The sequence below is a fragment of the Synechococcus sp. OH2 genome (genome assembly GCF_047462155.1).
In the GTDB taxonomy this organism is placed as follows: Bacteria; Cyanobacteriota; Cyanobacteriia; order Thermostichales; family Thermostichaceae; genus Thermostichus.
Window position 1 is genome coordinate 389 of record NZ_JANSIR010000094.1, and the last position, 24522, is coordinate 24910.

The 24522-nt window shown below is 60.5% G+C and carries 26 protein-coding genes and 1 pseudogene; 13 read left to right on the forward strand and 14 right to left on the reverse strand.

The genetic code is table 11. The annotated features are described in order from the left end of the window. Window positions 1-194: 194 nt before the first annotated feature. Together NW835_RS08305 and NW835_RS08310 are read right to left on the reverse strand one after the other, a co-directional pair. On the reverse strand, window positions 195-647 hold the full coding sequence (locus tag NW835_RS08305; protein WP_414333033.1) for a cupin domain-containing protein: 453 nt from the start codon (window positions 645-647) through the stop codon (window positions 195-197). Between the two features lie 44 nt (window positions 648-691). Continuing rightward, window positions 692-1471: a cysteine hydrolase family protein gene (locus tag NW835_RS08310; RefSeq protein ID WP_414415026.1), complete on the reverse strand. Its 780-nt coding sequence runs from the start codon at window positions 1469-1471 to the stop codon at window positions 692-694. A 242-nt stretch (window positions 1472-1713) separates the two neighbouring features. Between NW835_RS08310 and NW835_RS08315 the strand changes: the two genes are divergently transcribed. The 6 genes from NW835_RS08315 (at window position 1714) to NW835_RS08340 (ending at window position 5350) form a co-directional block, all read left to right on the forward strand. After that, window positions 1714-1887 carry a hypothetical protein gene (locus tag NW835_RS08315; protein WP_414365990.1) on the forward strand — a complete coding sequence of 58 codons (174 nt, stop codon included), beginning with the start codon at window positions 1714-1716 and terminating at the stop codon, window positions 1885-1887. Then, window positions 1880-2401, forward strand: a complete 522-nt coding sequence (locus tag NW835_RS08320; protein WP_414415027.1) for a GNAT family N-acetyltransferase — start codon at window positions 1880-1882, stop codon at window positions 2399-2401. Before NW835_RS08315 ends, NW835_RS08320 begins: the two co-directional genes overlap by 8 nt. Window positions 2402-2479: 78 nt before the next feature. Next, window positions 2480-2770 carry a 4a-hydroxytetrahydrobiopterin dehydratase gene (locus NW835_RS08325; protein ID WP_414333027.1) on the forward strand — a complete coding sequence of 97 codons (291 nt, stop codon included), beginning with the start codon at window positions 2480-2482 and terminating at the stop codon, window positions 2768-2770. Between the two features lie 257 nt (window positions 2771-3027). Next, on the forward strand, window positions 3028-3984 hold the full coding sequence (locus NW835_RS08330) for an NAD(P)H-binding protein (RefSeq protein WP_414365993.1): 957 nt from the start codon (window positions 3028-3030) through the stop codon (window positions 3982-3984). Between the two features lie 110 nt (window positions 3985-4094). Continuing rightward, window positions 4095-5081 (forward strand): ABC transporter ATP-binding protein, encoded by a 987-nt coding sequence (locus NW835_RS08335; protein WP_414365994.1) that lies wholly within the window; start codon window positions 4095-4097, stop codon window positions 5079-5081. A gap of 101 nt (window positions 5082-5182) precedes the next feature. Beyond that, window positions 5183-5350, forward strand: coding sequence for a hypothetical protein (locus NW835_RS08340; RefSeq protein ID WP_414365995.1), 168 nt, complete (start codon window positions 5183-5185; stop codon window positions 5348-5350). Window positions 5351-5368: 18 nt separating this feature from the next. Here NW835_RS08340 and NW835_RS08345 read toward each other — a convergent pair whose 3' ends face one another. Together NW835_RS08345 and NW835_RS08350 are read right to left on the reverse strand one after the other, a co-directional pair. Further along, on the reverse strand, window positions 5369-6511 hold the full coding sequence (locus NW835_RS08345) for a glycosyltransferase family 4 protein (protein ID WP_414372713.1): 1143 nt from the start codon (window positions 6509-6511) through the stop codon (window positions 5369-5371). Window positions 6512-6854: 343 nt separating this feature from the next. Further along, complete coding sequence (locus NW835_RS08350; RefSeq protein ID WP_414372710.1) at window positions 6855-7583, reverse strand: M50 family metallopeptidase; 729 nt, start codon at window positions 7581-7583, stop codon at window positions 6855-6857. Between the two features lie 261 nt (window positions 7584-7844). Here NW835_RS08350 and NW835_RS08355 point away from each other — a divergent pair, with 261 nt between their 5' ends. Continuing rightward, window positions 7845-8477 (forward strand): class I SAM-dependent methyltransferase, encoded by a 633-nt coding sequence (locus NW835_RS08355; RefSeq protein ID WP_414415028.1) that lies wholly within the window; start codon window positions 7845-7847, stop codon window positions 8475-8477. 5 nt (window positions 8478-8482) lie between these two features. On the opposite strand, the gene NW835_RS08360 is transcribed toward NW835_RS08355, so the two are convergent. The 5 genes from NW835_RS08360 to NW835_RS08380 all read right to left on the reverse strand — a co-directional run bounded on the left by NW835_RS08360 (window position 8483) and on the right by NW835_RS08380 (window position 13416). Continuing rightward, entirely contained in the window at window positions 8483-9310 is an 828-nt protein-coding gene (locus NW835_RS08360) for a thiazole synthase (RefSeq protein WP_414415029.1), read from the reverse strand. A 33-nt stretch (window positions 9311-9343) separates the two neighbouring features. Next, window positions 9344-9541: a sulfur carrier protein ThiS gene (thiS, locus tag NW835_RS08365; protein ID WP_414366001.1), complete on the reverse strand. Its 198-nt coding sequence runs from the start codon at window positions 9539-9541 to the stop codon at window positions 9344-9346. Then, window positions 9529-10719, reverse strand: coding sequence for an FAD-dependent oxidoreductase (locus tag NW835_RS08370; protein ID WP_414415030.1), 1191 nt, complete (start codon window positions 10717-10719; stop codon window positions 9529-9531). Before NW835_RS08370 ends, thiS begins: the two co-directional genes overlap by 13 nt. A gap of 178 nt (window positions 10720-10897) precedes the next feature. Continuing rightward, window positions 10898-12955, reverse strand: coding sequence for a bifunctional metallophosphatase/5'-nucleotidase (locus tag NW835_RS08375; protein ID WP_414415031.1), 2058 nt, complete (start codon window positions 12953-12955; stop codon window positions 10898-10900). Window positions 12956-13062: 107 nt separating this feature from the next. Further along, window positions 13063-13416 carry an MGMT family protein gene (locus NW835_RS08380; protein ID WP_414335821.1) on the reverse strand — a complete coding sequence of 118 codons (354 nt, stop codon included), beginning with the start codon at window positions 13414-13416 and terminating at the stop codon, window positions 13063-13065. Between the two features lie 62 nt (window positions 13417-13478). Here NW835_RS08380 and NW835_RS08385 point away from each other — a divergent pair, with 62 nt between their 5' ends. From NW835_RS08385 to ndk, 3 genes are all read left to right on the forward strand, one after another. Beyond that, window positions 13479-13991 (forward strand): hypothetical protein, encoded by a 513-nt coding sequence (locus NW835_RS08385; RefSeq protein WP_414415032.1) that lies wholly within the window; start codon window positions 13479-13481, stop codon window positions 13989-13991. A 72-nt stretch (window positions 13992-14063) separates the two neighbouring features. Next, window positions 14064-14723 carry a HupE/UreJ family protein gene (locus NW835_RS08390; protein ID WP_414415033.1) on the forward strand — a complete coding sequence of 220 codons (660 nt, stop codon included), beginning with the start codon at window positions 14064-14066 and terminating at the stop codon, window positions 14721-14723. Window positions 14724-14797: 74 nt separating this feature from the next. Continuing rightward, window positions 14798-15247: a nucleoside-diphosphate kinase gene (gene ndk, locus NW835_RS08395; RefSeq protein ID WP_414335826.1), complete on the forward strand. Its 450-nt coding sequence runs from the start codon at window positions 14798-14800 to the stop codon at window positions 15245-15247. Between the two features lie 98 nt (window positions 15248-15345). Here the strand turns inward: ndk and NW835_RS08400 are convergent, their stop codons facing one another. The 5 genes from NW835_RS08400 to NW835_RS08420 form a co-directional block, all read right to left on the reverse strand. Further along, window positions 15346-16719, reverse strand: a complete 1374-nt coding sequence (locus tag NW835_RS08400; RefSeq protein ID WP_414336097.1) for a nitrate/sulfonate/bicarbonate ABC transporter ATP-binding protein — start codon at window positions 16717-16719, stop codon at window positions 15346-15348. An 18-nt stretch (window positions 16720-16737) separates the two neighbouring features. Beyond that, the gene (locus NW835_RS08405) at window positions 16738-18504 is read right to left on the reverse strand and encodes an ABC transporter permease (RefSeq protein ID WP_414415034.1); all 1767 of its coding nucleotides are present in this window, start codon (window positions 18502-18504) and stop codon (window positions 16738-16740) included. 48 nt (window positions 18505-18552) lie between these two features. Next, on the reverse strand, window positions 18553-18837 hold the full coding sequence (locus NW835_RS08410; RefSeq protein WP_414364687.1) for a hypothetical protein: 285 nt from the start codon (window positions 18835-18837) through the stop codon (window positions 18553-18555). An 85-nt stretch (window positions 18838-18922) separates the two neighbouring features. Next, window positions 18923-19723: a hypothetical protein gene (locus NW835_RS08415; protein ID WP_414378052.1), complete on the reverse strand. Its 801-nt coding sequence runs from the start codon at window positions 19721-19723 to the stop codon at window positions 18923-18925. Between the two features lie 526 nt (window positions 19724-20249). Next, the gene (locus NW835_RS08420) at window positions 20250-21710 is read right to left on the reverse strand and encodes a carotenoid oxygenase family protein (RefSeq protein WP_414415035.1); all 1461 of its coding nucleotides are present in this window, start codon (window positions 21708-21710) and stop codon (window positions 20250-20252) included. 155 nt (window positions 21711-21865) lie between these two features. Here NW835_RS08420 and ffh point away from each other — a divergent pair, with 155 nt between their 5' ends. The 3 genes and pseudogenes from ffh to NW835_RS08435 all read left to right on the forward strand — a co-directional run. Beyond that, entirely contained in the window at window positions 21866-23317 is a 1452-nt protein-coding gene (ffh, locus tag NW835_RS08425) for a signal recognition particle protein (protein ID WP_414364682.1), read from the forward strand. 9 nt (window positions 23318-23326) lie between these two features. Then, on the forward strand, window positions 23327-23782 hold the full coding sequence (locus NW835_RS08430) for a tRNA (cytidine(34)-2'-O)-methyltransferase (protein WP_414364681.1): 456 nt from the start codon (window positions 23327-23329) through the stop codon (window positions 23780-23782). Window positions 23783-23847: 65 nt separating this feature from the next. Continuing rightward, window positions 23848-24522: pseudogene (locus NW835_RS08435) on the forward strand (penicillin-binding protein 2); the annotation flags it as partial.

Here is a 24522-nt window from a genome sequence, read left to right on the forward strand (position 1 = left end):
AAAGCAACTGTGGCAGAAGAAGAGACAAAAGTCTCGCTGTCAAGCGGATGGGGAAATCCCACCCGCCTACGCAATGGGGTAGTTCATAGCCCAAAATCCCTTGCCTTGGGAGGGAAGCTTGGCTCCAAGCGGATAGACAGAAGGGGTAAGAACCGCTGTTGGAATAGGCCCAAGTCTCCAGGAGTACTTGAGGCTCAAGCCCTTCTCCAGCCCCCAGATAAAACTGCCAGATCCTCTTCGTCCAAGTCAGCAGGGATCCCAGATCGGATCAGCTCGGCAAAATCTTCGTTGGGCACCATCATACAGAGGGCGTAGAGACGGCCAGGGCCGGTGTTGTGGATTTCGTGGACACCGGTCGGCGGCACCAGGATGCTGTCTCCGGTTTTGATGGGGGCCGCTTTCCCATCGCAAATAGCTAAACCTTCCCCCTTGAGCACGAAAAACATTTCCACAGCCATTTGATGACGATTGGGGGGCGTTCTGCCTCCCTCATCGAAAATCTCGACACAGAACGTTAGCGAGACTTGAGCATGAGAAGGATCGAACACAATGGCCAGACGATTGGTGTCGTGGGGGCTGATGCGATAGGCCTGATAATCGGCAGGAGTTTTGACGATTGGGATCACACAGCGGGAGAGCGTTTGCATCGGGATCCTCCCCTCAAGAGAGGGTGGGTGGAAAGTGGCAAGCGCTAAGAGGGGAGAGCTGCCAGCAAATCAGCAGAGGAAGCAACAAAGCCAAAGCACTGCTTGACGTTGTAAAGGGTGGCCCGCAGACAGTACTCAGGAGAGGTGGTGGCGGCGCAGTCTTCTAGCAAAATGCAGTCGTAGCCGAGGAAATTGGCGTCTTGCAGCGTGGTCATAACACACTGATCGATGTTCACGCCGGCAAAAAAGAGGGTGGTACGTCCGAGATTTTTGAGAATGCTGTCGAGAGGGGTGTCCCAAAAGCCACTCATGCGGAACTTATCCACCCAAATATCCTCGGGTTTGACTTCCAATTCCTCCACCACAGCCGCGCCCCAACTGCCGCGGGTGAGAACCAAAGACCCCTTTTTGGGCAAGGGATCCCCCAGCCCTACCCCCTCTCCAGTGGGATTGTAGACGTGTCGCAGGCCGGCGCTGATGTTGACCAGGTCGGGCCGATTGCCCCAGTTGACCCATACGATCGGCACCTGGGCCTGCCGCAGGCGGGGCAATAGAGTTTTCAGGGGGCCAATGGGAGCTCGCGCCGGTGTCACATCGACGCCAATGCTGGCCAGCCACCCGTCGGGGTGGCAAAAGTCGTTTTGCATGTCAATGACCAGCAGCGCCGCTTTGGCCAGATCCAGGCGCAGGGTTTTGCTGGAGGTATGCAGCAGGATGGGCCGAGGCTCTAAAGGCGGGCGGGTGATGTCGGCCATTGCGGCGTTCACAGCCCAGGCATTGGGAGGGATCCCCAAAGTCTTTAAGGGGCGGCTTGGGGGGCTCATCGGCTCTCCGCTCACGGGTCAGGGCAAGTACCTACCTACCTGCGCTTAACCTTAATGCACGACGGAGCTTACTTTGGAATCATAGGCTACAGTCTCTCACCTTGTTGACGCGCGGGATCCCGCCCCGTTAGTCGATAGGGGCTGAGATGAGGATAGGATGGGGAGAGGAGATTTCCGGAAGACCGACTAGGGATCCACCTCTGCACGCTATGCTCTAGAGACTGAAAGGATTGTGTAGGAACGTGAACATCCTGCGGCAATATATCTTTCCTGCTCTCATCCTGCTGGTGTTCCTATTTACTCTGGTGGTGGTGAGCATCCGCTCGTTTCTGCCGGAAGATATGGCCCAGCCGGCCCCGGTAGAGGAAGCGACGCCGGTGGCTTTCTCTGCTCTCCTGATGTCTGAGGATGGCTGACCAAGGGATCCCTCTGCCTGCTGGTTACCGTTGGCGCATTGGCTCTGCCTGGGATCGGCCCTGGGTGCGGCGGGGATTGCAGGCCACCTTGCAGGAGTCTTTCCCCGAGCAAAGCCAGTGGGATCACCTGGAAGCGACCCTGGATCGCCTCTTCGACCCCCCCCGTACTCCCTGCTGGTGGATCCTCAACGAAGCAACAGGGGAGCCGGTGGGCGGCGTGTGGGCCGGCATTTCTACCGACCAAGCCACTCATCGGCGGGGGGCCTACGTCTTTTTGCTCTGGGTGGATCCTGCCCATCGTCGGCGGGGACTGGGCAGAGCTTTGCTGCAACAGGTAGAACGCTGGGGATCCCAGCAGCAGTTGTCGGCCATCACCTTGCAGGTTTACCGCCACAACCAAGCTGCCCTTAACTTCTATAGGCAGGCCCACTTTGCTGTGCAAGGCTACTGGCTATACAAACCCCTCGGCCCTGCTGCCGCCTCCCAGGAACTGGAAGACTACGAAGTTTTGTAAAGAAGCTGGGATCTGCCCGCAGCCGCTCTTTTGATGAAAACGTGATGGAAACGATGGCATCGACTGGAGGGAAGGCCCATGTCCAGACCTGTCAAACTCAGTGAAGCCGAGATCCAGGCCAAGCTAGAGAAGCTGCCCGGCTGGTCTTTGCAGGAGGGGAAGCTGCATCGCCAGTTTCAATTTCGCTCCTTTGTGGAAGCTTTCGGCTGGATGAGCAGTGTGGCTTTGGTGGCCGAGAGCATGGGGCATCACCCCGAGTGGACCAATGTCTACAACCGCGTGCGGGTGGATCTCACCACCCACGATGCCGGAGGCATTACGGAACTGGATTTCACCTTGGCACAACGCATGAACGAGCTGGCTGGGTGAACACTCTCTCGGCAGCAGACTGAGCCGGGGATCCCTGTTTTGTTCATGGCTTAGAGTTGGGCCGAGTTTTGACACTCCCACTGCCTAAAGGCGGGGGATCCTTACGCAGTTCAAAAACAAACTCGTAAAGGCGCTGTTATTGCCAATTACGGGCTTTTCCGCCCCGCACTCCTGTTTGGGGCTACCAAGCTATCCTTCTGTGTTGGAAGCTGCCTTTGTCTGATAGACTAAGCCTAAGGTTAAGAAATGATAATTTTATGAACGTGCTGGTTGTGGGGGCAACGGGAACGCTGGGCCGTCAGGTGGTGCGGCGGGCCATCGAAGAAGGGCATCAGGTGACTTGTCTGGTGCGAAACCCGGCCAAGGCTGCTTTCTTGAGTGAATGGGGCGCCCACCTCAAAGTGGGGAACCTACTGCAGCCCAGCACGCTCCGAGCGGCGATGGAAGGCGTCGAGGCGGTGATCGACTGTGCCACGGTGCGGGTAACCGACACCCTCAGCGCCCGCCAGGTGGATTGGGATGGCAAAGTTGCTCTGATCAATGCGGCACGGGCTGCCCAAGTGGGCCACTTCGTCTTTTTCTCCATCATGGGTGCTCAGCATGAGTACCCCAATGTGCCCCTGATGAATTTCAAGCACCACATCGAGAAGTACTTGATCGGATCCCAGATGCCCTACACCATCTTTCGTCCGGCGGGCTTCATGCAGGGATTGATCGGCCAGTATGCCATCCCCATTTTGGAAGAGCAAATTGTTTGGGTAGCCAGCGAGAGCATCCCCACGGCCTACGTCGACACCTTAGATGCAGCCCGGTTTGCCGTGCGAGCGCTCAGTGTCGAAGCCGCCAAGCGGCAGATCTTCCCCTTGGTGGGGCCCAAGGCCTGGACATCCCAAGAGGTCATCGCCCTGTGCGAGCAGCTCTCCGGCAAAAAAGCCAAGGTCAGCACCATGCCCTTGGGGCTGCTGCGAGGGGCGCGTAAGGTGGCCCAGTTCTTTCAGTGGAGCTGGAACATTGCCGACCGGCTAGCGTTTGTGGAGGTGATCGCCGCCAAGGAGCCGATGCATGCCGACATGACGCCTGTGTGCGAAGCCTTGGGCATTGAACTGGCTTCTCTGACCTCCCTTGAAGACTACCTGGCTGAGTATTTCCAAAAGATGTTGAAACGGATTCGCGAGCTGAAGGTTAAGCAACCCAAGGTCAAGACGCCTTTCTAGGTTGCTGCCAACCAGTGGCTGAGGCAAAAGAAGGGGGGAGAGCGTAAACTGGAGAGCAGGCTAGCATCCTGCTTAGTTTTTCTTGGTTTTTTCAACCCCAGCCTCCTCCTATGAGCGAGACGTTGGCCCCCTCTCTAGAAGCGACTGCCGTGCAGCCTGAGCCGGCCATTGCCGTCACTGGTCTGAGCAAAACCTATCGCACCGGCTTTTGGCTGAACAAGGTGGTCAGCCCTCTCAAGGATTTTTCGCTAACAGTGGCCCGTGGCGAAACCTTTGGGCTACTGGGGCCTAATGGAGCTGGCAAAACCACCACGATCAAGTGTCTGCTGGGCATTGTGGAGCCTACCAGCGGCAGGGGCACTTTGCTGGGCAAACCCCTGGGGGATCGCTCCATCAAGCAGCAGGTGGGCTATCTGCCGGAAAACCCTTACTTTTACGACTACCTAACTGCCTGGGAGTTTCTCCATTTTGCGGGCAAGGTCTTTCGCTTGTCCGATAGCCTCCTCAAGGAGCGGATCCCGCAACTGCTGGAGCTGGTGGGGCTTTCTATAGATACGGCCCGCAAAAAGCCAATGCGCACCTACTCCAAGGGCATGCTGCAGCGCACTGGCCTAGCCCAGGCTCTAATCAACGACCCGGAGCTGGTGTTCCTGGACGAGCCGATGTCGGGGCTGGATCCCATGGGCCGCTACCAGATGCGCGAGATCATCTTGTCTCTCCGGCAACAGGGCAAGACTGTGTTCTTCAACAGCCACATCCTGGGGGATGTGGAGGTAATCTGCAACCGCATTGGCATTATTGTCGGCGGCAAGTTGGTGCAGCAGGGAACATTGGACGAGCTGCTGGGCCAGAGCAAAAGCTACCGCGTGCAAGGGCACGGTGGCGCCATCGACCAGTTCCGCGACCGCCTCGAGCACTTCTCGATCCAGGGATCCCATTGGTCGGGGGAATGGGGCGGATCCCTGCCGGAGCTGCTCACTCTTTTAAGCCAGGCGGGGGCAGTGGTGACCGACTTGCATTGGCAACGGCAGTCGCTAGAAGAGTTCTTTGTCGAGCAGGTGCGGGCCATTGAAGGGGAGCGCCCCCTCTCCGCCTAAGCGTGCTCCCCAGTTGCTCTACAGCGCAGACGCGACCTGGAGTTGCACCGCTGATCTGGCTGATCTGGAGGCCCAAGTAATGCACTTGCAGCAGGGTACGATTGGGATCCCTGGAGCGGGTGGGCCACCCGCAGTTTATTCTCTCCACAGGCTGCCTGCAGCTCCTTTTGCCAGGAGATCTGGATGCCCTGATGCAACAGCTCCAGCAGCAGGGCTCTGCTATAGTCGGGGATCCGCTGCGACTGGGCGATAAGCTGTTCCTTAGCTGAAGACTTTTGTTCTTATTCTCACGCGCTGCCTGCGCTCTTGCCGGATCCCGACTCGGCGATGACGGTGCGGTAGTACTCCTCCAACTGTTGTGTGGCCGCCGACCAACTCCAGCGCTCGGCCTCTTGGCGGGCCTGTTGCCGGAAGAGCTGCCGCTGCCCGGCACTCTCCAACAGTTGCCGGGTGGCCTGGACAAAGTCGCTGTCGGAATCGGGATCGAAGAGAAAGCCGTTGCGGCCGCTGTCCACCACATCGGTAATGCCGCCACAGCGGGGGGCGATTACCGGACAACCGGCAGCCATGGCCTCCAACAAGACCAAGCCCAGCGTCTCGGTGCGGGAGGGGAACACGAACAAATCCGCGGACGCAAAAGCTGCTGCCAGGTCCTGCCCCTGCAAGTAGCCCGTAAACACCACGTCGTGGCCGGCAAAATGTTGCTCCAGGGATCCCCGCTCCGGCCCGTCGCCCACGATAGCCAGGCGCGCCTGCGGGATCTGCTCCAGCAACACCCGGATCCGCCCCACCTCTTTTTCCGCCGAGAGCCGACCTACGTAGAGCAACAGCGGCCGCTCCGGCTGCCCTGCCGTAAGGCGGGCCCGCATCTCTGGGCTAGCAGCCTGCGGGTGAAACAGCTCCGTATCCACCCCCCGCTGCCACAGGTGAACCCGCTCGATGCCGTGGGCGCTCAGCTCCTGCATCATCGCTGTCGAGGTGCAGAGGTTGACCCGTGCCAAATTGTGCCCTAGCTTGAGGAGGTTCCACAAAACTCCCTCCAGAAAGCCCAGCCCGTAGTGCTTCAGATACTTCGGCAGATGGGTGTGGTAGGAGGCCACCAGCGGGATCCCCATCGCTTGGCTGTAGTAGAGGCCCCCCAACCCCAAAACCGCAGGGTTGACCACGTGGATCACATCCGGACGGAAACGGCTAAGCACCCTGCCGACGACTGGGCCGGGAGCAGCCAGCTTCAACTCCGGGTACAGGGGCAAGGGCAGGCCTGGGATCCCGTAGACCCGTGCCCGGGCAAACCGCCTGGGAGCCCCCTGCGGTGCGACGATAAGCACCGAGTTGCCGCGGGCCGTCAGATGGCGCACCGTATGGCAAAGCCGCGTAACGATGCCGTCCACCTTGGGCAGAAACGTCTCCGTAAACAGGGCTATGCGCATCAGGGATCCCAGGCCTCACGAAAAGACTCTAGGATGAGTGTTGCACAAAACGGCAATGGGATAACGCCTCGACGCACAACCTCACTGCAGTGGAACAAAATGGATTGGCTCAGGTTTGCTGAGAGTTGGTACTTTGCTCTCGCCGAGGGTATCTGCCGCCGTTTTGCTGATCAACAGCAGCGTAGCCGCCAGAGCCAGTCCAATAACGTCTCGCCACATAATCCGCTCCCACACTCCTCACTCCTCATGCCCCCTACTGTAGCGGCGGTTTTTTCGGCTGGGCAGTGATGGGCGACGGATTTTTAGGTGACAACAATCACTTCCAGAATTGCGGCTTTGCCCCCTAGTCGCGAAAGGCCAGTTGCAAGCTGGTGATCAGCAGAACCAAAGAAAACACCGCCATCACCCCTCCCCAGAACCAGTAGGGCAAAAACAGGTTTTGGGCAATCTGGCTGGAATCGGAGAGGATCAACCGCCCGTCGATGACAGCAGCGTCCATAAAGAGATAGTCGAGCTGGTGATAGGTGCTCACGCAGGCTTGCACCCCCAAAAATTGCAGGGCAAAGCTTTGTAACCAAGGAGCAGCCCAGCGAGCTACTGCCAAGATGCCCAAACCCATGGCCGGGAGGAACAAAAGGCCAAAGGGGGAACGCACCCAGAGCAGCGTCGAGAGCAACAACAGGGATCCCAAAAATACCAGCCCTAGCCGAGCTGTGCGGCGGCGGGAGGTGAGGATGAACAGGGCCCCAGCTATGGGCGGCCCCATCGGCCCGGCAGCCGCCACCAAGGCCCGCCCCACCCGCCCCAAAAACAGCTCGCCACTGTGAATGGCCAGCCCCGAGCCGTCGGGATAGATCTCAAGACGATGAAACTCCCCCCCCAATAGCAGTGCCATCAGGCCATGGCCCATCTCGTGAAACCAGGTGGCCAACAAAGTAAAGGGGTAGAGGAGGTAATTGCCCCAGGGAAACCGCCAGAGCAAGACTGTCAGCCCCGCCGCAGCCACCAGCCAGATCACGCTGTGCTGGCCAGGCCTTGCGGAAGGGGAAGGAGGCAGCTCAAACTGAGTCATACCAGCAGGTGGGTGGAGAAAAGGCCCAAAATGCCTTGCCGGCCTAGACGATTGCCGGCAGAAAAAAGTTCCACATCAGGCAAAAATAGCCGGGCCAACTCCCCTCTCCCTCTGGGAGAAGGGTTGGGGGTGGTCGCGTGAGCGGCGCGGAGCGCTTGGGTGACCTCTGGGAGAGGGGTTGGGGGTGAGGACCAACAATAGCAAGGAGACAGGGGAGCCGTCTCACAGGTAGGCTGGAGAAGCCCCAAGGGATCCCTGCCTATGGCCACCTTCCTGCGCGACTGGAGTTACCGCTTTCCCTGGCTTTACCGCAGCATCAGCCGTGCGGCTGCCCTAGCAGTGGGGGGATATGAGCGACTGCGCCGGCTACCCCTCCAAGGGATCTCCATCCAGCCCCAGGAGCGGGTGTTGGATCTCTGCTGTGGCTCTGCCGAAGTGACTCCAATCCTGGCCGAGCTGAGCCAAAACGTTGTCGGCCTGGATGCTTCCCCCAAGGCCCTGGCGGCAGCTCGCCAACGCCTCCCCAAGGTGGAATTTGTGGAAGCCTTTGCCCAGGCTCTGCCTTTTCCTGCCGATAGCTTTGACTGGGTACATACCAGCCTGGCCCTGCACGAGCTGCCTTTTCCTGACCTGGAACAGGTGCTGCGGGAAGTGTGGCGGGTGCTCAAGCCGGGGGGAGGGCTTTTAATTCTCGATTTGCACACGCCTTGCCAGCCTCTCCTTTGGCCAGCTTTGGCCCTCTTTCTAGGCCTGTTTGAAACCGAGACCGCCTGGCACTTCCTCAAGCTGGACTTGCCCCAGTATCTGCAGCAACAGGGCTGGCAATCCGTCCGGCAGACCCTGCACGCTGGAGGAGCCCTGCAGGTGATCCAGGCCCAAAAGCCTGCCGCCTAAGCTGCTCACCCTTGGTGCCAAAAAGGAGTGCCGAGAACCGGTGTGCTTGGCTGGGGTGTTTCCTGGGGAACCATTGCCCCAGCCAAATAGGCTTGGCGGCCTGCGCGCACCGCCACTGCAAAAGCCTCGGCCATTGCCACCGGATCCCGAGCCAGAGCCACTGCCGTATTGAGCAGCACCCCGTCAAAGCCCCACTCCATCACCTGGCAGGCGTGGGAAGGCAGGCCTAGACCGGCATCCACAATTAGCGGTGCCTCAATCCGCTCCCGCAGCAGGCGCAAGTTGTAGGGGTTGAGGGGGCCCTTGCCAGTACCGATGGGAGCCGCCCAGGGCATGACTACCTCACAGCCGGCATCCAAGAGCCGCTGACACAGGACCAGGTCGTCGGTGCTATACGGCAAGACCTTAAACCCCCGCCGCACCAGCTCGGCGGCAGCAGCGGGCAGTTGCACCGGATCCGGTTGCAAGGTGTAGTCATCCCCGATGAGCTCTAGCTTGATCCAGTCGGTGCCGAACACCTCTCGGGCCATCTCCGCCGTCGCGATCACCTCCTGCAGGCTGTGGCAGCCAGCGGTGTTGGGCAGAAGCGGGATCCCTAACTTCTGGAGCAGGGCCCAAAACCCTTGGGAAGCTTCCGACCCCAGCGCCCCCTGGCGCCGCAGGGAAACGGTCAACAAACAGGGCTGCGCCCGCGCCACCGCCTGTTCCAAAATGGCGGGCGAAGGGTAGCGAGCTGTCCCCAGCATCAGGCGGCTGGGCAGCGCTTGTCCGTAGAGCACCAAGGGATCCTCATCGGCCCGAGTCGAGGGGGAAAGCTGGAGAAGGGTGGACATTGGGGGAGGATAGGGAGAAAGACAACTGGGGCACTAGCCGCCGGCACTTGGCACGACGACCTCTACCTCGTCGCCCTCTTGCAGATGGGTTTGCCCATAGCGGGCGCGCGGCACAAATTCTAGATTAACCGCCACCGCAAAGGGGCCACTGAGCTCCACCTGGGCGAGGGCCTCGGCCAACGTGGTGCCCTCCGGCAAATCGTAAGGCTTTTGGTTGATCAAGACACGCATGGCGACAGGGATTCACCGGCAAGAGGGGCGGCCTGCACCTGAAAAGGGATCCCCAACTCTTGGGCAAGGCGACAACTGCCGTGGTGAAGGTACTCCAAAACGGCATCGTGGAGAGCCGGAGCAATGAGAAAGCCATGGCGGTAGAGACCGTTGATCTGCAACAGGCGAGGCGCGCACTCCACCACGGCTGGCAAGTGGTTCGCCAAGGTGGGACGACATTGGCTGCCTAATTCCAGGATACGCGCTTCGGCAAAGGCAGGGTGGACGGCGTAGGCGGCGCTGAGCAGCTCCAAAGCCGAGCGGACGCTCACGGGCGAGCGATCCTCGGATTCAATTTCAGTGGCTCCCACCACGAACAGGTGCCCTGGCTTGGGAGCGATGTAGATGGGGTAGCGAGGGTGTAACAGCCGCGTTGGGCGCCGCAGCACCACCTCCGGAGCATACAAACGCACCACCTCCCCTCGCACCCCCCGCAGCAGCTTTTGCCCACCCCATTCTTTCTGAGCCCCTAGGCCGCGGCAGTCCAAAACCCAGCCGCCAGTTTGCTGCTGCCAGGCTAGCGCCCGCTCCAGATCCCAGGGGGATCCCCACTCCACCTCCACCCCGTGCTGCTGCAGTTTAGCCAGCAGAGCCAACAGCAGTTGGCGGTTGTCCAGCTGCCCCTCCTGGGGAAGATAGAGACCCTGGCTAAATCGCCCGGCCAGCGAGGGCTCCAGCTCGGCCAGAGCCTGGGCATCCAGCGGCTGAGGCCGGGGGAGGTGGGGAAGGCGTTCCCCTACAGCGGCCAGTAGGGCTGAGAAGCGCTTGGCTTCCCCGGCATCTTGGCGGTGCCAGAGGATCAGGGTGCCTTCCTGCTGAAAAAAAACCGGCTCTGCCAGACTGGCCAGGAGGGTGGGCCAGCGAGAGAGGGCATAGTACCCCTGCGCTACTACGCTGGCCTCGGCGACGGCAGACTCCGCTAGAGGAGCCAGCATGGCCGCAGCAAAATGGGCAGCACTGCTCTCAGGAGCGGTGGGAGAAGCGGCCTCCACGATGCGCACAGAATGCCCGACCTCGACAAGGCTGGCGGCCAGCAGGCGTCCCATCAGGCCCGCTCCAAGGATGAGGACGGGATCCGGCTGCGCTCTCCAAGACGCAGGCGGGTGGTTGGCCAGAGAAGATGGGTTTGGCAGGCTCATGGGGCGTCGGCGGTGTCTAGCACTACCAGCAGAACTATGCTGGCACACTTTCTACCCTATGGCTCGAGAATGCTGAATGGCTCCTCATTTGAGGAATGACGCTTTCCCAAAAACCATCCCCTCTCCCTAGAGAGGAGAGGGGCGGTTGGCTCCATCCACGGGTTAACAGTAGCCCAGCCTACAAGCCCTGCAGTACTGTATCTTGACGTACCGAGAGGTTCTGGATGCGGGTGTCCTGGGCAGCCGGTGTGTCGGCTTGGGTGAACACGCCGATCTGCCGCAGATAGCGAGCCAGGGCATCCTGTTCACTGCCGGGAGTGTCAAAGGTGATGCCGGAGCTGGGGGCCAAGTTCACCCGGTTGGGGTTGGACAGGCGCGGGAAGGGGTAGTCATCCCCACCGTTGGCCAAGAAGTCCAGCGTCACCAGGCGGAAGGTACGGCGGGGATCCCCTTGCAACTGGCCGTTGCGCACCACCACATCTCGGCCGGTGGGTGTGTCCACCCGCAAAGAGATCACGCGGGATCCTGGTGGCCGCGAGGGATCAAAGCTGAAGGCAAAGCCGCCAATCTGCGGGAAGCGGCCCGGCGTGGCCCCTGGCTGGCTTTGCGCCACCCCGTGTTCTATCAATTGCTTCAGCTCCTCGGCGGTGACGGTTACCAGCGACAGGCCGTTGTTAAAGGCCAGAGCGGTTTCGATATCCAGTTGCGAAACTTGTCCTGCCTGCTTGCCGGCATCGGGGTTGGCCACCGGAGGGATCCGCCGCACCGGCTCGCCGCCACCGCCACCGGTGGTAGCCCCAATAGGAGCGCGAATGCCGCCCCCGTTTTTCAGGGAGATGACGGTGGTGGGGTCAACCGTTCTGGCGTAGGCCAGGTTGGCATCAGCCGTGAGGTTGCCCAGGTTGGTTTCCTCGGTGCGCACCTCGGCCCGCAGGCCGTTGAGGAATTGGGTGGTAGAGCCAAAGGTACGGCCATCCTTGGCGCGGATGATGTTGCCGATCTCGTTGGCCACCCGCACCACCTCAGGGTTGGGAGTGCCGCGCACGGCTGCCACCCCTTGGTCATCGGTGGCATAGGCGCCGCTTACCGGATCAATGCGGGCAATCACCCCGTTGGCGTCGAAGCCAACCACCAAGCGGCCCACATAGCGGTAGTTGGCGCCGGTGTTGACCACTGCCACCGGCTGACCACTGGCGGAGGAGCGCAGGATGGGGTAGTCGCCCGTGCGCACATCTTCAGGGCGCAGGCGGTCGGTGGGCTTGGCAATAACACGGTGGGAGCCGCCGGCGATAATGACATCGACATCCCGCAGTTGGCTGGCCAGGGTTACCTCGTTTTGGAGCTGCTGCAGGTGGGCCAGGAGGATGATCTTGTTAATGCCCTGCGCGGTGAGCTGGTTAACGAAATTCTGGATGAGGGCAGCGTTCACCTGGTCGGTGTCGTCCACCCTGCCCTCCACTCTCACCTCAGGGCCAGGACTGGAAATGGCGGCCAAGCGAGTGGTGGTGGCACCCACCAAGCCAATCCGCTGTCCTCCTACAGTAATTACAGCCGTTTTGGCAATCTTGCCTGGAATGGAACTGGCCTCTTGCCCATCGGGAGCTAGATCAGTGCTGCTTAATTCGCCGGTGCCGCTAAAGCTGAGGTTGGCGCTTAGGTAGGGAAAGCGGGCGCCCGCATAGCCGCGGCTGGGGTCAGGCCGCAGGAGGTCGCGGAGTTGTCGGGTACCCTGGTCAAACTCGTGGTTGCCAAGAGCAGAGGCCTGAAAACCAATGGCGTTGAGGATCTCGATGTCAGCCTTGCCAGGCGTGCGGTCGTAGCGAGCCCGCAGCGAGGGATCGGCGCTGGCGTTGTAGAAGGGGCTGGGAATGTAGTTGTCGCCGCTGGAGAGGATCACGGTGTTGGGAAATTGGGGCCGCAGTGCATTCACCACCGCCGAGAAGCGGGGCGCATCCTGAACAGCAGCAATGGAAGCTTCCAAGTCGCTAGCGTGCAAAATCTGCAGCGTAAAGGCGGGCGGTTGACTGGAGAGGGTGACATTGGGATCCGAGGCGATAAACCCCGCTCCTCCGCCGGCTGGAGGAACTGAGCTGTCGTCAGTGGTACCGCAGGCGCTGGCCAGGCCCAGCACCAAACAGCACAGCCCAACCCACAGGGACTTGGCCAGAGGGTTCAGCCAAGCCGGAAACCCTCCCTCGGCAGGGGCTGACCCTCGAGCGCGACAAGCTGATTTCATGACAGTTCCTTCACTCCATCCACGAGACAAGACGCATCCGCGTTCAAGCTACCAGGGCTGGGCGGGAGGTTTCGCTATGGCTTGTTTAAGATTGGGTCAAGCTCAGGTTAAGCTTGCCGCGGATCCCAGCCAAACTGGTGCAAGTCCACCCGGCCCTCGGCGTCGAAGGGGATCCCTTCGGCTTGGAGTAAGACTTTTTGCAGGTCGTCGTAGCCGAGGCGAAAAGGGGAGTAGGAGATGCGCCCTTGGGCGTTGATCACCCGCTGCCAGGGGATGTCGGTTTTTTGGCCTTGCAGGCGAAACAGGGCATAGCCCACCTGGCGAGCATACCCCGGATAGCCGGCAAGCCGCGCCACCTGACCATAGGTGGCCACTCGCCCCGGCGGGATCCGCCGCACAACTTCATAGAAGCGCTGGTAGAGGCTGATGGATTGGGCCTCGGTGGGGCAAGCCGGTGTCATAGGGATCCCTACCCAAACTCAGGAGACAATGGAGTTGGCTGATAACGAGCGCAGCTCTTCCTATGAGTTATCTCATTGCGGTACTGCCGGATCGCATGGCTGCCGAAGCGGCCTACAGCGCCCTGGAACAAGCGGGCTTCCCTCTGGAGCGATTGCACCTGCTGGGGCGAGGCTACAAAACGGCGGATGAATTTGGGCTCATCGATCCGGCCCAAGCAGCCCGCCGCCAGATGCAGCGCCTGGCCATTTGGCTGGTGCCCTTTGGCTTTTTGGCGGGAGTGGGGTTCAGCGTCCTCAGCGGCCTGGATACCTTTGCCTGGGCGGGATCCCTGGGCAACCACCTAATCGGCGGCCTGTTGGGTGCCCTGGGTGGGGCCATGGGCAGCTTTTTTGTGGGGGGAGGAGTAGGCCTGACCAGCGGCTCCGGCGATGCCCTGGCCTACCGCAACCGTCTCAATGCGGGCAAGTACGTGCTCATTGTGCAGGAAGAGAACGAAACCCGCCTGCGCGAGGCAACGCGGATTTTGCGCCAATTTGAGCCGGAGAATCTACAAGGGTACAGCGAGCGCCTTTGAAGACTAGAAAAGAAATGGGTACAGCAAGCTTAGACCCCTTCGCATAGGTTCAATCGTGAGGGAGCAAAAAGCATGTTTTGGCAGTGGCAGCGACCTTTGGCCTTGCCTGCTCCAGTGGGCCGTGGCTGGGCCATCGGCCTGGGGGCGGGGATCGCCTGGCTGACCTCTGGGCCCGCTCTTGCCCACCACGCTCTGGGCGGGAGATTGCCGGCCACAGGATGGGAAGGATTTCTCTCGGGGCTGGCTCACCCTGTTATTGGCTTAGATCACCTGGCCTTTGTGGTGGCCATTGGTCTCATTGCGGCGGGGCAGCCCTGGCGCTATGGGATCCCTTTGGGCTTTGTGCTGGCCGGTCTGGTGGGCACCGGGATCCACCTGGCCGGCTGGGATCCCCTGGGGCTAACCGAGTTGGCCATTGCCTGCTCCATAGTTCTCTTTGGCCTACTGCTGGTTCAATCGCGGCAGATCCCAAGTTGGCTTTTGCTGCTGTGGGGATCCCTGGCGGGGCTATTCCATGGCTATGCCTATGCCGAAGCCATCATCGGTGCCGAACCCATGCCCTGGCTGGGCTATCTGCTGGGGTTGAGCACCGTTCAATATGGGGTAGCGCTCCTTGCCCTCTGGGCGGCTGAAACCTGGGCAGAGAGGATCCCTGGCTTAATCCGCAGTGCCGGCTGGATGATTGCAATAGTGGGGGCTATATTCCTAACGTTGGCGGTGGTGAGCTCCTAGACACCCTTGCACTGGGGATCCCCAATCCGGTACAAGGATAACGGTGAAGATGAGTAACAACAAGGGGAGATCCCATGGAGCGCACCTTTATCGCCATTAAGCCAGACGGCGTGCAGCGGGGTCTGGTGGGCACCATCATCCAGCGCCTGGAAAGCCGGGGCTACCAATTGGTGGGCCTAAAGCTGGTGCAGGTAAGCCAAGAGCTGGCGGAAGCCCACTACGCTGAACACAAGGAGCGCCCCTTCTTCCCCGGTTTGGTGAAGTTCATCACCTCAGGGCCGGTGGTGGCCATGGTCTGGCAGGGCAAAGGGGTGATTGCTGCCGCTCGCAAGCTCATTGGCAAGACCAACCCTTTGGACGCCGAGCCGGGCACCATCCGCGGTGATTTTGGCATTGATATTGGCCGCAACCTCGTCCATGGCTCCGATGGCCCCGAGACCGCCCAACGGGAGATCGCCCTTTGGTTCCAGGAATCCGAGCTGGTAAGCTGGACGCCCGCCACCCAAAGCTGGATTTACGAGTAGGCATGGCCGGTGGCAGCAAAATGGCTCGTCGCGTCGATCCCTAGTTCTCTTCTCCCTTTGAACAGAGGCTAGAGATAAAAGGCAAAGCCAAGCTGGCCCTAGCCAGAACGGGAATCAAGGCCGACAGGCTCAGAAGCGGCGGAGCTTTCGCTGGGATCCGGGAGATACAGCCGCTCTTCCGAGGCATCGTACTCAAAGAGCTCCGCATAGCGCCCCCAGTCAACGGCTGTAGCAAACTGCCGCTCAGCTTCCTCGTGGGGAAAGTGTTCGTCCCAGAGATCCAAGAAGAAGTCCGCCCGCATGGAGCGGCTGTTTTTTTCTTCCAGCGTCTGCAGGATGCTCTTGAAGACCGGCACCCGTGCCAAAAGCTGCTGTCGGAAGAGATCCTTGCTGCGCAAGATGGTGGTGTTGGCAAAGTCTTGGCCGATCTCGGTCAGTTGTACCACCCTGCCGCTTACCTCGGCAAAGCCCAACAGCACCGCCGCATCCAAAATCGGCAGCAAGTCATCCACCGCCAGTTGCAGCCGCTCGGCCAGCTCGGCAATCTCTACCCGTGCCTGCGGCCATTCCACAATCAGCTCCAGCAAACCACTGATGCCGCCCACCCGCGCATGGGGCAGGGGCAGCGCGTAGGGAGAAGTTGCCCTACTGCTTACCGAAGTGGGGGCAGCCACCTCGCCGGTTACCGGGATCTCCGGATTGGTCATGATCTCGTAGATGTAGTCGACCAGGGACTTGAAGCGGGGATCCGTACGTTCGTGGGGCCGCGGCAGGTCGATCTTCACCTCTCCCCGGATCCGCCCCGGCTTGGATCCCAGGATCACCACCCGATCCGCCAAAAACACGGCCTCTTCGATGTTGTGGGTAACGATGAGAATGCTCTGGGAAGGGAAGGCCTGGGTGTTCCAGAGCTCGTCGATCTCCCCCCGCAGGTTTTCCGCCGTCAGCACGTCCAGAGCGCTGAAGGGCTCGTCCATAAACAGCACCTTGGGCTCTAGAACAAAGGCGCGGGCAAAGCCCACCCGCTGCTTCATGCCCCCCGAGAGTTCCTTGGGGTAGGCGTTCTCGAACCCATCCAGGCCCACCAGGTCGATGGCCTTGAGGGCCCTTTGCCGCCGGATCTCGCGCGGGATCCCTTGAGCCTGCAGCCCCAGCTCTACATTTTCCTGCACCGTCAGCCAGGGCAAGAGAGCAAAACTCTGAAACACCATGGCCACATCCGGGTTGGGGCCCCGCAGAGGACGTCCATTGCTCAACACTCGCCCTTCGCTAGGCGGGATCAGGCCCGCCATGATGCGCAGCAGGGTGCTTTTGCCGCTGCCGCTGCGGCCCAACAAAGCCAAAACTTCCCCTGCCCGCACTTGCAAATCTATCTGGCTTAAAACCGTAAACTCGCCCTTGCCCTCCGGCAAAGGAAAGCGCTTGTAGACCCTCTCAACTTCGATCAGAACCGGAGAAGCTGCAGAACTCATATCAGATAGCCTCAAAGATTAAAGGTGATATTTTTCTTCTGCCAATTGATACAACCGCCGCCAGAAAAGGCGATTGATGCCCACCACAAACAAGCTCATCATGCCAATGCCCAAAGTAATGCGGGGCCAATCTCCCACCGCCGTTGCCTCAGCGATATAGGTGCCCAATCCCGTAGCCTTGAGAGTGGTGGATCCCCAGGCCACGATCTCCGAGACAATGCTAGCGTTCCAAGCGCCGCCGCTGGCCGTGATCCCCCCGGTAACCCAGGCAGAAAAGATCCCCGGAATAATCAGCTTTTGCCAGAGCTGCCATCCCCGCAAGCCCACATCCACGGCCATCTCGCGCAAATCTGTGGGAATGCTCTGGGCGCCGGCAATGGAGTTAAAGAGAATGTACCACTGCGCTCCCAACGACATCAGCAAAATGCTGCCCCACTCAATGCTAATTTGGGTGCGGATGAAAAACAGCGTGGCAAATGGAAAGAGGAAATTGGCCGGAAAAGCTGCCAGAAATTGCACCACCGGCTGCAGCAACTTTGCCAGGCGTGGATTAAAGCCGATGGCCACTCCGATCGGCGTCCAGATCACGGTGGCGAAAACCAACAGCACGCTGACCCGCAGCAGGGTGAGGATCCCCAGCCCAAAGGTCAGCAGCACCTCCCCGAAACCCACGGTGGTGGACAAAAAATGAACAATCCAAACCCCGACCCCGCCAATGGCCAGCCAAGAGAGCTGAGTCAACAGCCGCTCGCGGCGTCGCTCCGCCTCGGGATTGGGTGGATCCCCCCAGCGCGGGCGAGTTAAATAGGACAACAGCCGATCCGCCAATTCTCGGAAGGGAGCCAGCCAATTGCCCAGCAACCGCGGGATCCGTGCTGTGGTTAGCAGATCATACAGCCACGACTCCGGGGCAGCCGCACTGGCGCTCTGCTCCAGGCGAAACTTATCCGACCAGGCCACCAGAGGCCGCCAGAAGAGCTGATCCACCAGCAGGATCACCACCGCCATGGTCAAAAGCGCCCAGCCCAACTTGGGCAGATCTTCAGCTTGAATGGCGGCTTCCACATAGGATCCCAGGCCGGGCAGGGTGTACTCCTGGTTAAGCACGCTGATGGCCTCGCTGGCGGCCACAAAGAACCATCCCCCGCCAAAACTCATCATGGCGTTCCAGATGAGGCCCACCATCGCCGCCGGCACTTCCAACTGGATGAAGCGCTGCCAGCCCGACAAGCGGTAGAGGGTGGCCGCTTCCACCAGCTCCTGCGGCAGGGTGCGCAAGGATTGGTAAAAGGAAAAAGTCATGTTCCAAACCTGGCTGGTGAAGATGGCGAAGATAGAAGCCGCCTCCAGACCCAGCAGGCTGCCCGGAAAAAGTGCGATGAAGCCGGTAACGGTAATGGAGAGAAACCCCAACACCGGCACCGATTGCAGGATGTCCAACAGGGGGATCAAAATTCGCTCCGCCCAGCGGCTTTTGGCGGCGATATACCCGTAGATCAGGGTAAAAAGGGTGGAAAAGAAGAGGGCGATGAACATGCGCAAGGTGGAGCGGGCGGCGTAGTAGGGCAGGTTGCGCGGATCCAAGTCGATCTGAGGCACCACCGCCGGCGGCTGAAACTGCTCAAAAGCCCCCGTCCCCACCTGCGCCACCAAGGCCAGGAGAACCAACGTGCCCAGAATAATAGCCCCATCAGCAGCCCCAGCCGGCAGCCGACGGAGCACCTCCGGAGAAGGAAAAGTCCTCATGTCCCCTGAATAGGCCTGGGATCCGCGCTCAGTGTACACTGTTTGCGGTTAAGTTAAAAAGGGGTTCGAGCTGGAGGATCCGGCCTGCTATTCTTCCTCCGGCAACTCGGGAGGAGGTTCATTCCACCTGGGATCGTCGAGGATAGCTTTTTTGGTTTCTTTGAGCTGTTTCCACAGTTGTTTAATTTGGCGATAGGCCTCTTCCGGGGTAATCTTGCCCCCTGTTTCTAAGCCACAAATCAGCGACACCTTATTGCTAAATTCCTGGAGATTGGCATCGAAAATTAAGTTCTGCGGCTTCACCTCACCCCAGTAGGGATAGCGAGGGGAAATAAATTCATCCTTGTTGTGAGGAGGGTTTGATTCTGTCATGTCGCAACCACACGGTGAAAGGCCTATTACAACGAGGTCAATATCAGAAGCGCAGTCGAGACAAATTCGTATCCAGGAATGGAGGCTATAGACGTTTTTTCTTGACCGGCTTAGCTGGTTTGGGTGCTTTGGCGGGATCCGAGGGCGGATAGGGTTGAGCGGACTTTGGCTGTTGCCCGCGAGTGGAGGGGGGAGAGTGTTTCTTGAGTTTGGGGCGGGGAGTTGAACGCTTTGGGCGTGGCGGCGCTTTGAGCACAGGGCCGACAGGAGTTCCTGCCTCCACGTAGAGCAGGGATCCGCGGCGGCGCACCTGTAGATCCCAGAAGGTGCCCACTCCTTTGCCCGGCAAGGATCCGATCAGGCGCAGTTTAAAAGCCTGAGGCTTGGGAGCTGTTGCTGCAGGAGACGCAGTGCCCTTTGCCGTCTGGGCCCGCTGAGGGGAAGAGCTGGCGGAGTTCTTTTTGCTGGATTGACGGATTTTGACGATAATGAACCCTTTTTCCTGCGATTGGAAGACGACCTCGCCGCGAATGGAAAACCAGTCCGGCACCACCGTCGGACGGGATCCCTCTGGCAGGGTTTGCCCCATTTCTTCTGGTGCCCACACCCCCATCAACTGTACATGCAGATCTTGGCTCTTGTCGCGGGTGCGGGGATAGACCACCCACAAATAGTTGCGTTCTGGCTTCAGGTGCTTGCGCACCAGGCTCATTACCCGGCCTAGCAGTACCGCATTGAGATCTAAACCATCCGAGGTGCGCAAAATCCCGCGAGTGAAGTGGTTGGGCGAGGGAATGTACCGCCCCTCGATGAGGCCGATGGCCCGGTACTGCATCTCTTCCCCGGGCGGCGGGATGGGCTCTAGGCAAGGTCGCTCTCTTCCCATCGCTTTCTTCTGCTCTAGACTAGCGGCGGCGGCAACAACAGGCAGGCCCCCACCAGAAGCTGACTCGACCTCTTGAGCTGATTCCCTGGGCTCGCTGGTTGAGGTGGGCCGGGGGGGCCGTGCAATTCGGAGGGGAGGTCTCAGATCTGAGGACATCGTAACGGTTCCGTTGCAGTCAATCCAGGAGGTTTACCAGAATGCCTAGCGGTCGGCGACGACGCTCGTCTGGCAGTGCAAGACATCTGCTGTTGCCAAAACGGGGCTTACCTCTCCCTTTGACCCAAGACCCGCTCAACACACTACCGAGCCCCACAAGCTTTCCTCTTTTACTCCCGTCAGCAGACCCGCCCAGGGCCTGCGCCCAACCCATCGAGGTTCAGCAGTTGTCATCACTGTAGCTGAAGTCTAACCGATAGTAGCAACTGCTCCGGTTCAGGTTGCAGAATGTTGAGCTACAGAGCCGCACCCTTTCCTCAGCTTGCGCACGGCGGCCCAGGACGAAGCCAGCTATGCCAAGATCCCTCCCCTACCCCTTGTTGGGATCCGCCTCTACCCATGTCTGAGGGGTGAAGCTGCCGTGGAGGCCGTAGGGAATATGGTGCCGCAAGGGGATCCGCGCCACCGGGCCGGCTGCCAGGTTGGCAGCTTCTAGGATCACTACCTGCGAGCGCTGACTGGCGGCATCAAAGACCACTGTTACAATCCAGCCGGCTTCCTCCGCAGCGTCCTCAGGATCGGGGATGAATACCGGCTCTCCCACAAAGCCGCGCGGGGCAAAGCTGTATTGCTCACTGCGGCCTGTTGTCGTGTCTAGCCTAAGAATGGCCTGCAAGGGGGCGTTGGGACCGGGAGCATGGGTAGCCCCAATGTAGATATAGCGATGGGATCCCCCCATGCAGGCGGGGTGAATAGCCGGAAACTCCACCGAGCGATCAAGCAGGAGCTCCCGCTTAACCTTGCCCGTCTTGGGATCCAGCTCAAACCGCCACAGCTTGCCGGCTGGCACCTGGGCAAAGTCAATTTGCAAGTAGTCAGCCCCCGGCTCCAGGGCAGGGTAGGTTTCGTAGAGAACGGCATCGACCACCACCTGATCCCCAACGTCGTAGCCGTTAACAAAATGAAAGACAAACCCTGGCTCCGTTTGCAGTTGCAGCGGCTCGCCCTGTTGGGGAAATAGCCAGATGCGGGTGGGCTCTCCTTTTTTTAAGGTCAAGCAGGTGCCTGCCGGCTGCCAGCCCAACACATAGGGCAAGGGGTTAAAGGCCACCGGGTTCTGGAAGAAGATCCAGTAGCGGGGAGTCCAGACAAAGTCGTGCAGAAAGGCAAAGCTGGGCAGGCGGTAGTCCCGCTTTTCCACCAGCCGTCCTTGGGCGTCGACGCGGTAAAACACCAGTATGGAGGGGGGCCCTGTCTGCACCCCAAAGGCCATGAGATCCCCCGTGGCTGGATCCCGGCGGGGATGAGCCGTAAAAGGCTGGTTGGGGGCAAGGGCACCGGCAAAGGTTTCGATCCCTTCGGTGGCCAAGGTGGCCGGGTTCAGCCGATAGGGGGCGCTGGCCTCCCAAAGCGCTAGCAGCTTGCCGCCTTGGTAGATGACGTTGGTGTTGGCGGGATTTTTGAAGCGCAGATCGAGGAAATTGGCCCACCAGCCCCCCGGCTTCTGGGTGCCGAACACGCCGCGGTAGAGCACCCGTCCCGCCTTCTCCTCTGCCTCAAACTCGGGAGTGCGCACAAACCGGTTGCGGAAATGCACCCGCCCGCCTACAAAGGTGATGGCACACACCATACCGTCGCCGTCGAAGGGATGGCCATAGCGCTGGGATCCCGCCTCCAGCTTGCCGGGCCCATTGCGAAATAGGGTTCCCTGCAGCCTCTCAGGGATCCGTCCCTCGATCTCTGTCACCCAATAGTCGTACTCGTGGGACAAAGAGCGGTAGCCCAACTGCCAGTCGGTGGTGCTATAGGAGCGGGAAGCAACGCTGACCATGGCCAGTCTGCAAGCGACGCCTTCTATTGTTGCTTAAACTTTCGTAAAGTAGCCAGCCTTTCTCGGTCCAGGTAGCGGGATCCCAAGATGGAGCTGCTCCAATTGAACTATGGTAGGAAATGCCCTAGCAGCCCTTGACAGGATGAACAGCGCTCATGTTTGATGCCCTCTCCGAGAAGTTGGAACTGGCCTGGAGAAAACTGCGCGGCCAGGACAAGATCACCGAAACCAACATTCAGGAAGCCCTGCGGGAGGTGCGGCGCGCCCTGTTGGACGCCGACGTCAACCTCCAGGTGGTGAAGCAGTTTATCGAGGACGTGCGGCAGGCCGCTCTGGGAGCTGAGGTCATCCTGGGGGTGACGCCAGACCAGCAGTTTATCAAGATCGTCCACGACGAGCTGGTGAAGGTGATGGGGGAGGCGAATGTGCCCATTGCCCAGGCGGAGCAGCCCCCCACCATTGTGCTCATGGTCGGCCTGCAGGGATCCGGCAAAACCACCACCTGTGCCAAGCTGGCTTTGTATTTGCGCAAGCAGGGCAAAAGGCCACTCCTGGTGGCCGGCGACATCTATCGTCCGGCGGCCATCGACCAGCTCAAGACCCTGGGCCAGCAGATTCAGATTCCTGTCTTCGACCTGGGCAAGACGGATCCCGTCGAGATCGCCCGCCAGGGAGTGGCAGCCGCGCGGGAACAGGGCTACGACTACGTTATCTTGGATACCGCCGGTCGCCTGCAGATTGACCTGGAGATGATGGCGGAGCTGGAGCGGATCAAGGCGGCGGTGCAGCCCCACGAGATCCTGCTGGTGGTGGACGCCATGATTGGGCAGGAGGCCGCCAACCTCACCCAGGCCTTCCACGAGCGGCTGGGTCTTACCGGCGCCATCCTCACCAAGCTAGACGGCGATACCCGCGGCGGGGCAGCCCTCTCCATCCGCCAGGTGTCCGGCCAGCCCATCAAGTTCGTCGGCGTCGGCGAAAAGGTGGAGGCTTTGGATCCCTTTTATCCGGATCGCATGGCCTCCCGCATTTTGGGCATGGGAGACATCCTCAGCCTGGTGGAAAAAGCCCAGGAGGCAATTGACCTGGGAGATGCCGCCGCTATGGCGGAAAAGATGATGACCGCCCAGTTCGATTTCACCGATTTCCTCAAACAAATGCGCCTGATCAAGCGCATGGGATCCCTGGCCAGCTTGCTGCGGCTGATGCCGGGGATGGGGAAGATCAGCGAGGAGCAACTGCAAAAAGGACAAGACCAACTGGCCCGTGCCGAGGCCATGATCAACTCCATGACCCCCGAAGAGCGCCGCAACCCCGACCTCTTGGCCCGCAGCGTCAGCCGCAAGCGGCGGGTGGCCCTGGGCTCCGGCCACAAGCTGGAGGATGTCAGCCGCCTAGTGAGCGATTTTCAGCGCATGCGCGACATGATGCGCAGCATGAGCCTGGGCGGCCTTCCGGGGATGCCGGGTGGACGAGGCCCACTGCCGGTGGGCGGCCCCCAGTGGCGGGGACGTTCTGCAGCGCCGCCGCGACAGCAGCCCAGCCGCAAGCCGGGCAAAGGTGGGGGCAAAAAGGGAGGCGGCAGCCGCGGGTTTGGCAGCCATTGAGAGCGGCCCATGCCCTTCCATGTTGTTTTGGTAGCTCCGGAGATCCCAGCCAACACGGGGAACATTGCCCGCACCTGTGCAGCTACCCGCACGCCCCTCCACCTGGTGGATCCCTTGGGGTTTCGCCTCTCGGATCGCTACCTCAGGCGGGCAGGGCTGGACTATTGGGAGCACGTCCAACTGCATCGCTATCCCTCTTGGTCTGCTCTGGTGCAAGCCCATCCCGAGGCGCGGTTCTGGTGCTTTAGCGTGCGGGGCAAGGCCCTCTACACCGAGGTGGCCTATCAGCCCGGAGACTGGCTGGTGTTCGGCAGCGAAAGCTGCGGCCTGGATCCCATGTTCTTGGAAACTTACCCGAGCGTGCGGATCCCCTTGAGCGGGCCGGTGCGCAGCCTCAATCTCAGCAATGCGGTGGCGATCGCCCTCTTTGAAGCGTTGCGTCAACAGGGATTTTCCACCCAATGAGGCGAAGGCTGGCCGGACAAGGCGATGGGCGGCAAACTAACGGTGGTATCTATACAGGGGTGGCAGTGGAAGACAGGTCTGGGGCCGGTTTGGGCCAGCAACCTTTGCAGACCCGACAGAGGAGCCGGCAACTTGCCCAACGGCAGCGGGGCAGACCTGCTTGGCCCCCTTGGCCCCCCAGCCACTGGCCCCAGGGATCCCGGCTGGCGTGGCTTTTGGGGGAGCGGATCCCGACAGCCCGGCAACTGAACTTTCGCGTCGGGGCGGTGGGCCTCGTTCTGGCTGGTGCTCTAATGGGGGTGGGGGCACGTTTGGTCTATTTACAACACCACCAGGGCCCGCTCTTACAACAGCGGGCCGAGGCCCAGCAACGAGCCCAACTCCGACCCTTCCTCCCCCGCCGCTCGATTGTGGATCGCCACTCCGTAGCTCGGCAGCAGGCGGAGCTGTTGGCTGTAGATCGCCCTGTCTATACCCTTTGGGCCCACCCTCGCCTCTTCGGCAAGCGTACCCCCCAGGAGATTGCCACTGCTCTGGCCCCTCTGCTGCGGCGGCCAGTTGAGCAATTGACTCAGCAGTTGTCGGCCACTCACGCGGTACGGCTGGAGCGCTGGCTGTCGCCGGAAGTGGCGGCTCAAATTCAGGCTTTGTACCTGGACGGCCTGGAACTGGTGAGCGAGCGGCAGCGGGTCTATCCCCAGAAGGAAATGGCCGCCGAAGTGGTGGGCTATGTGGATCTG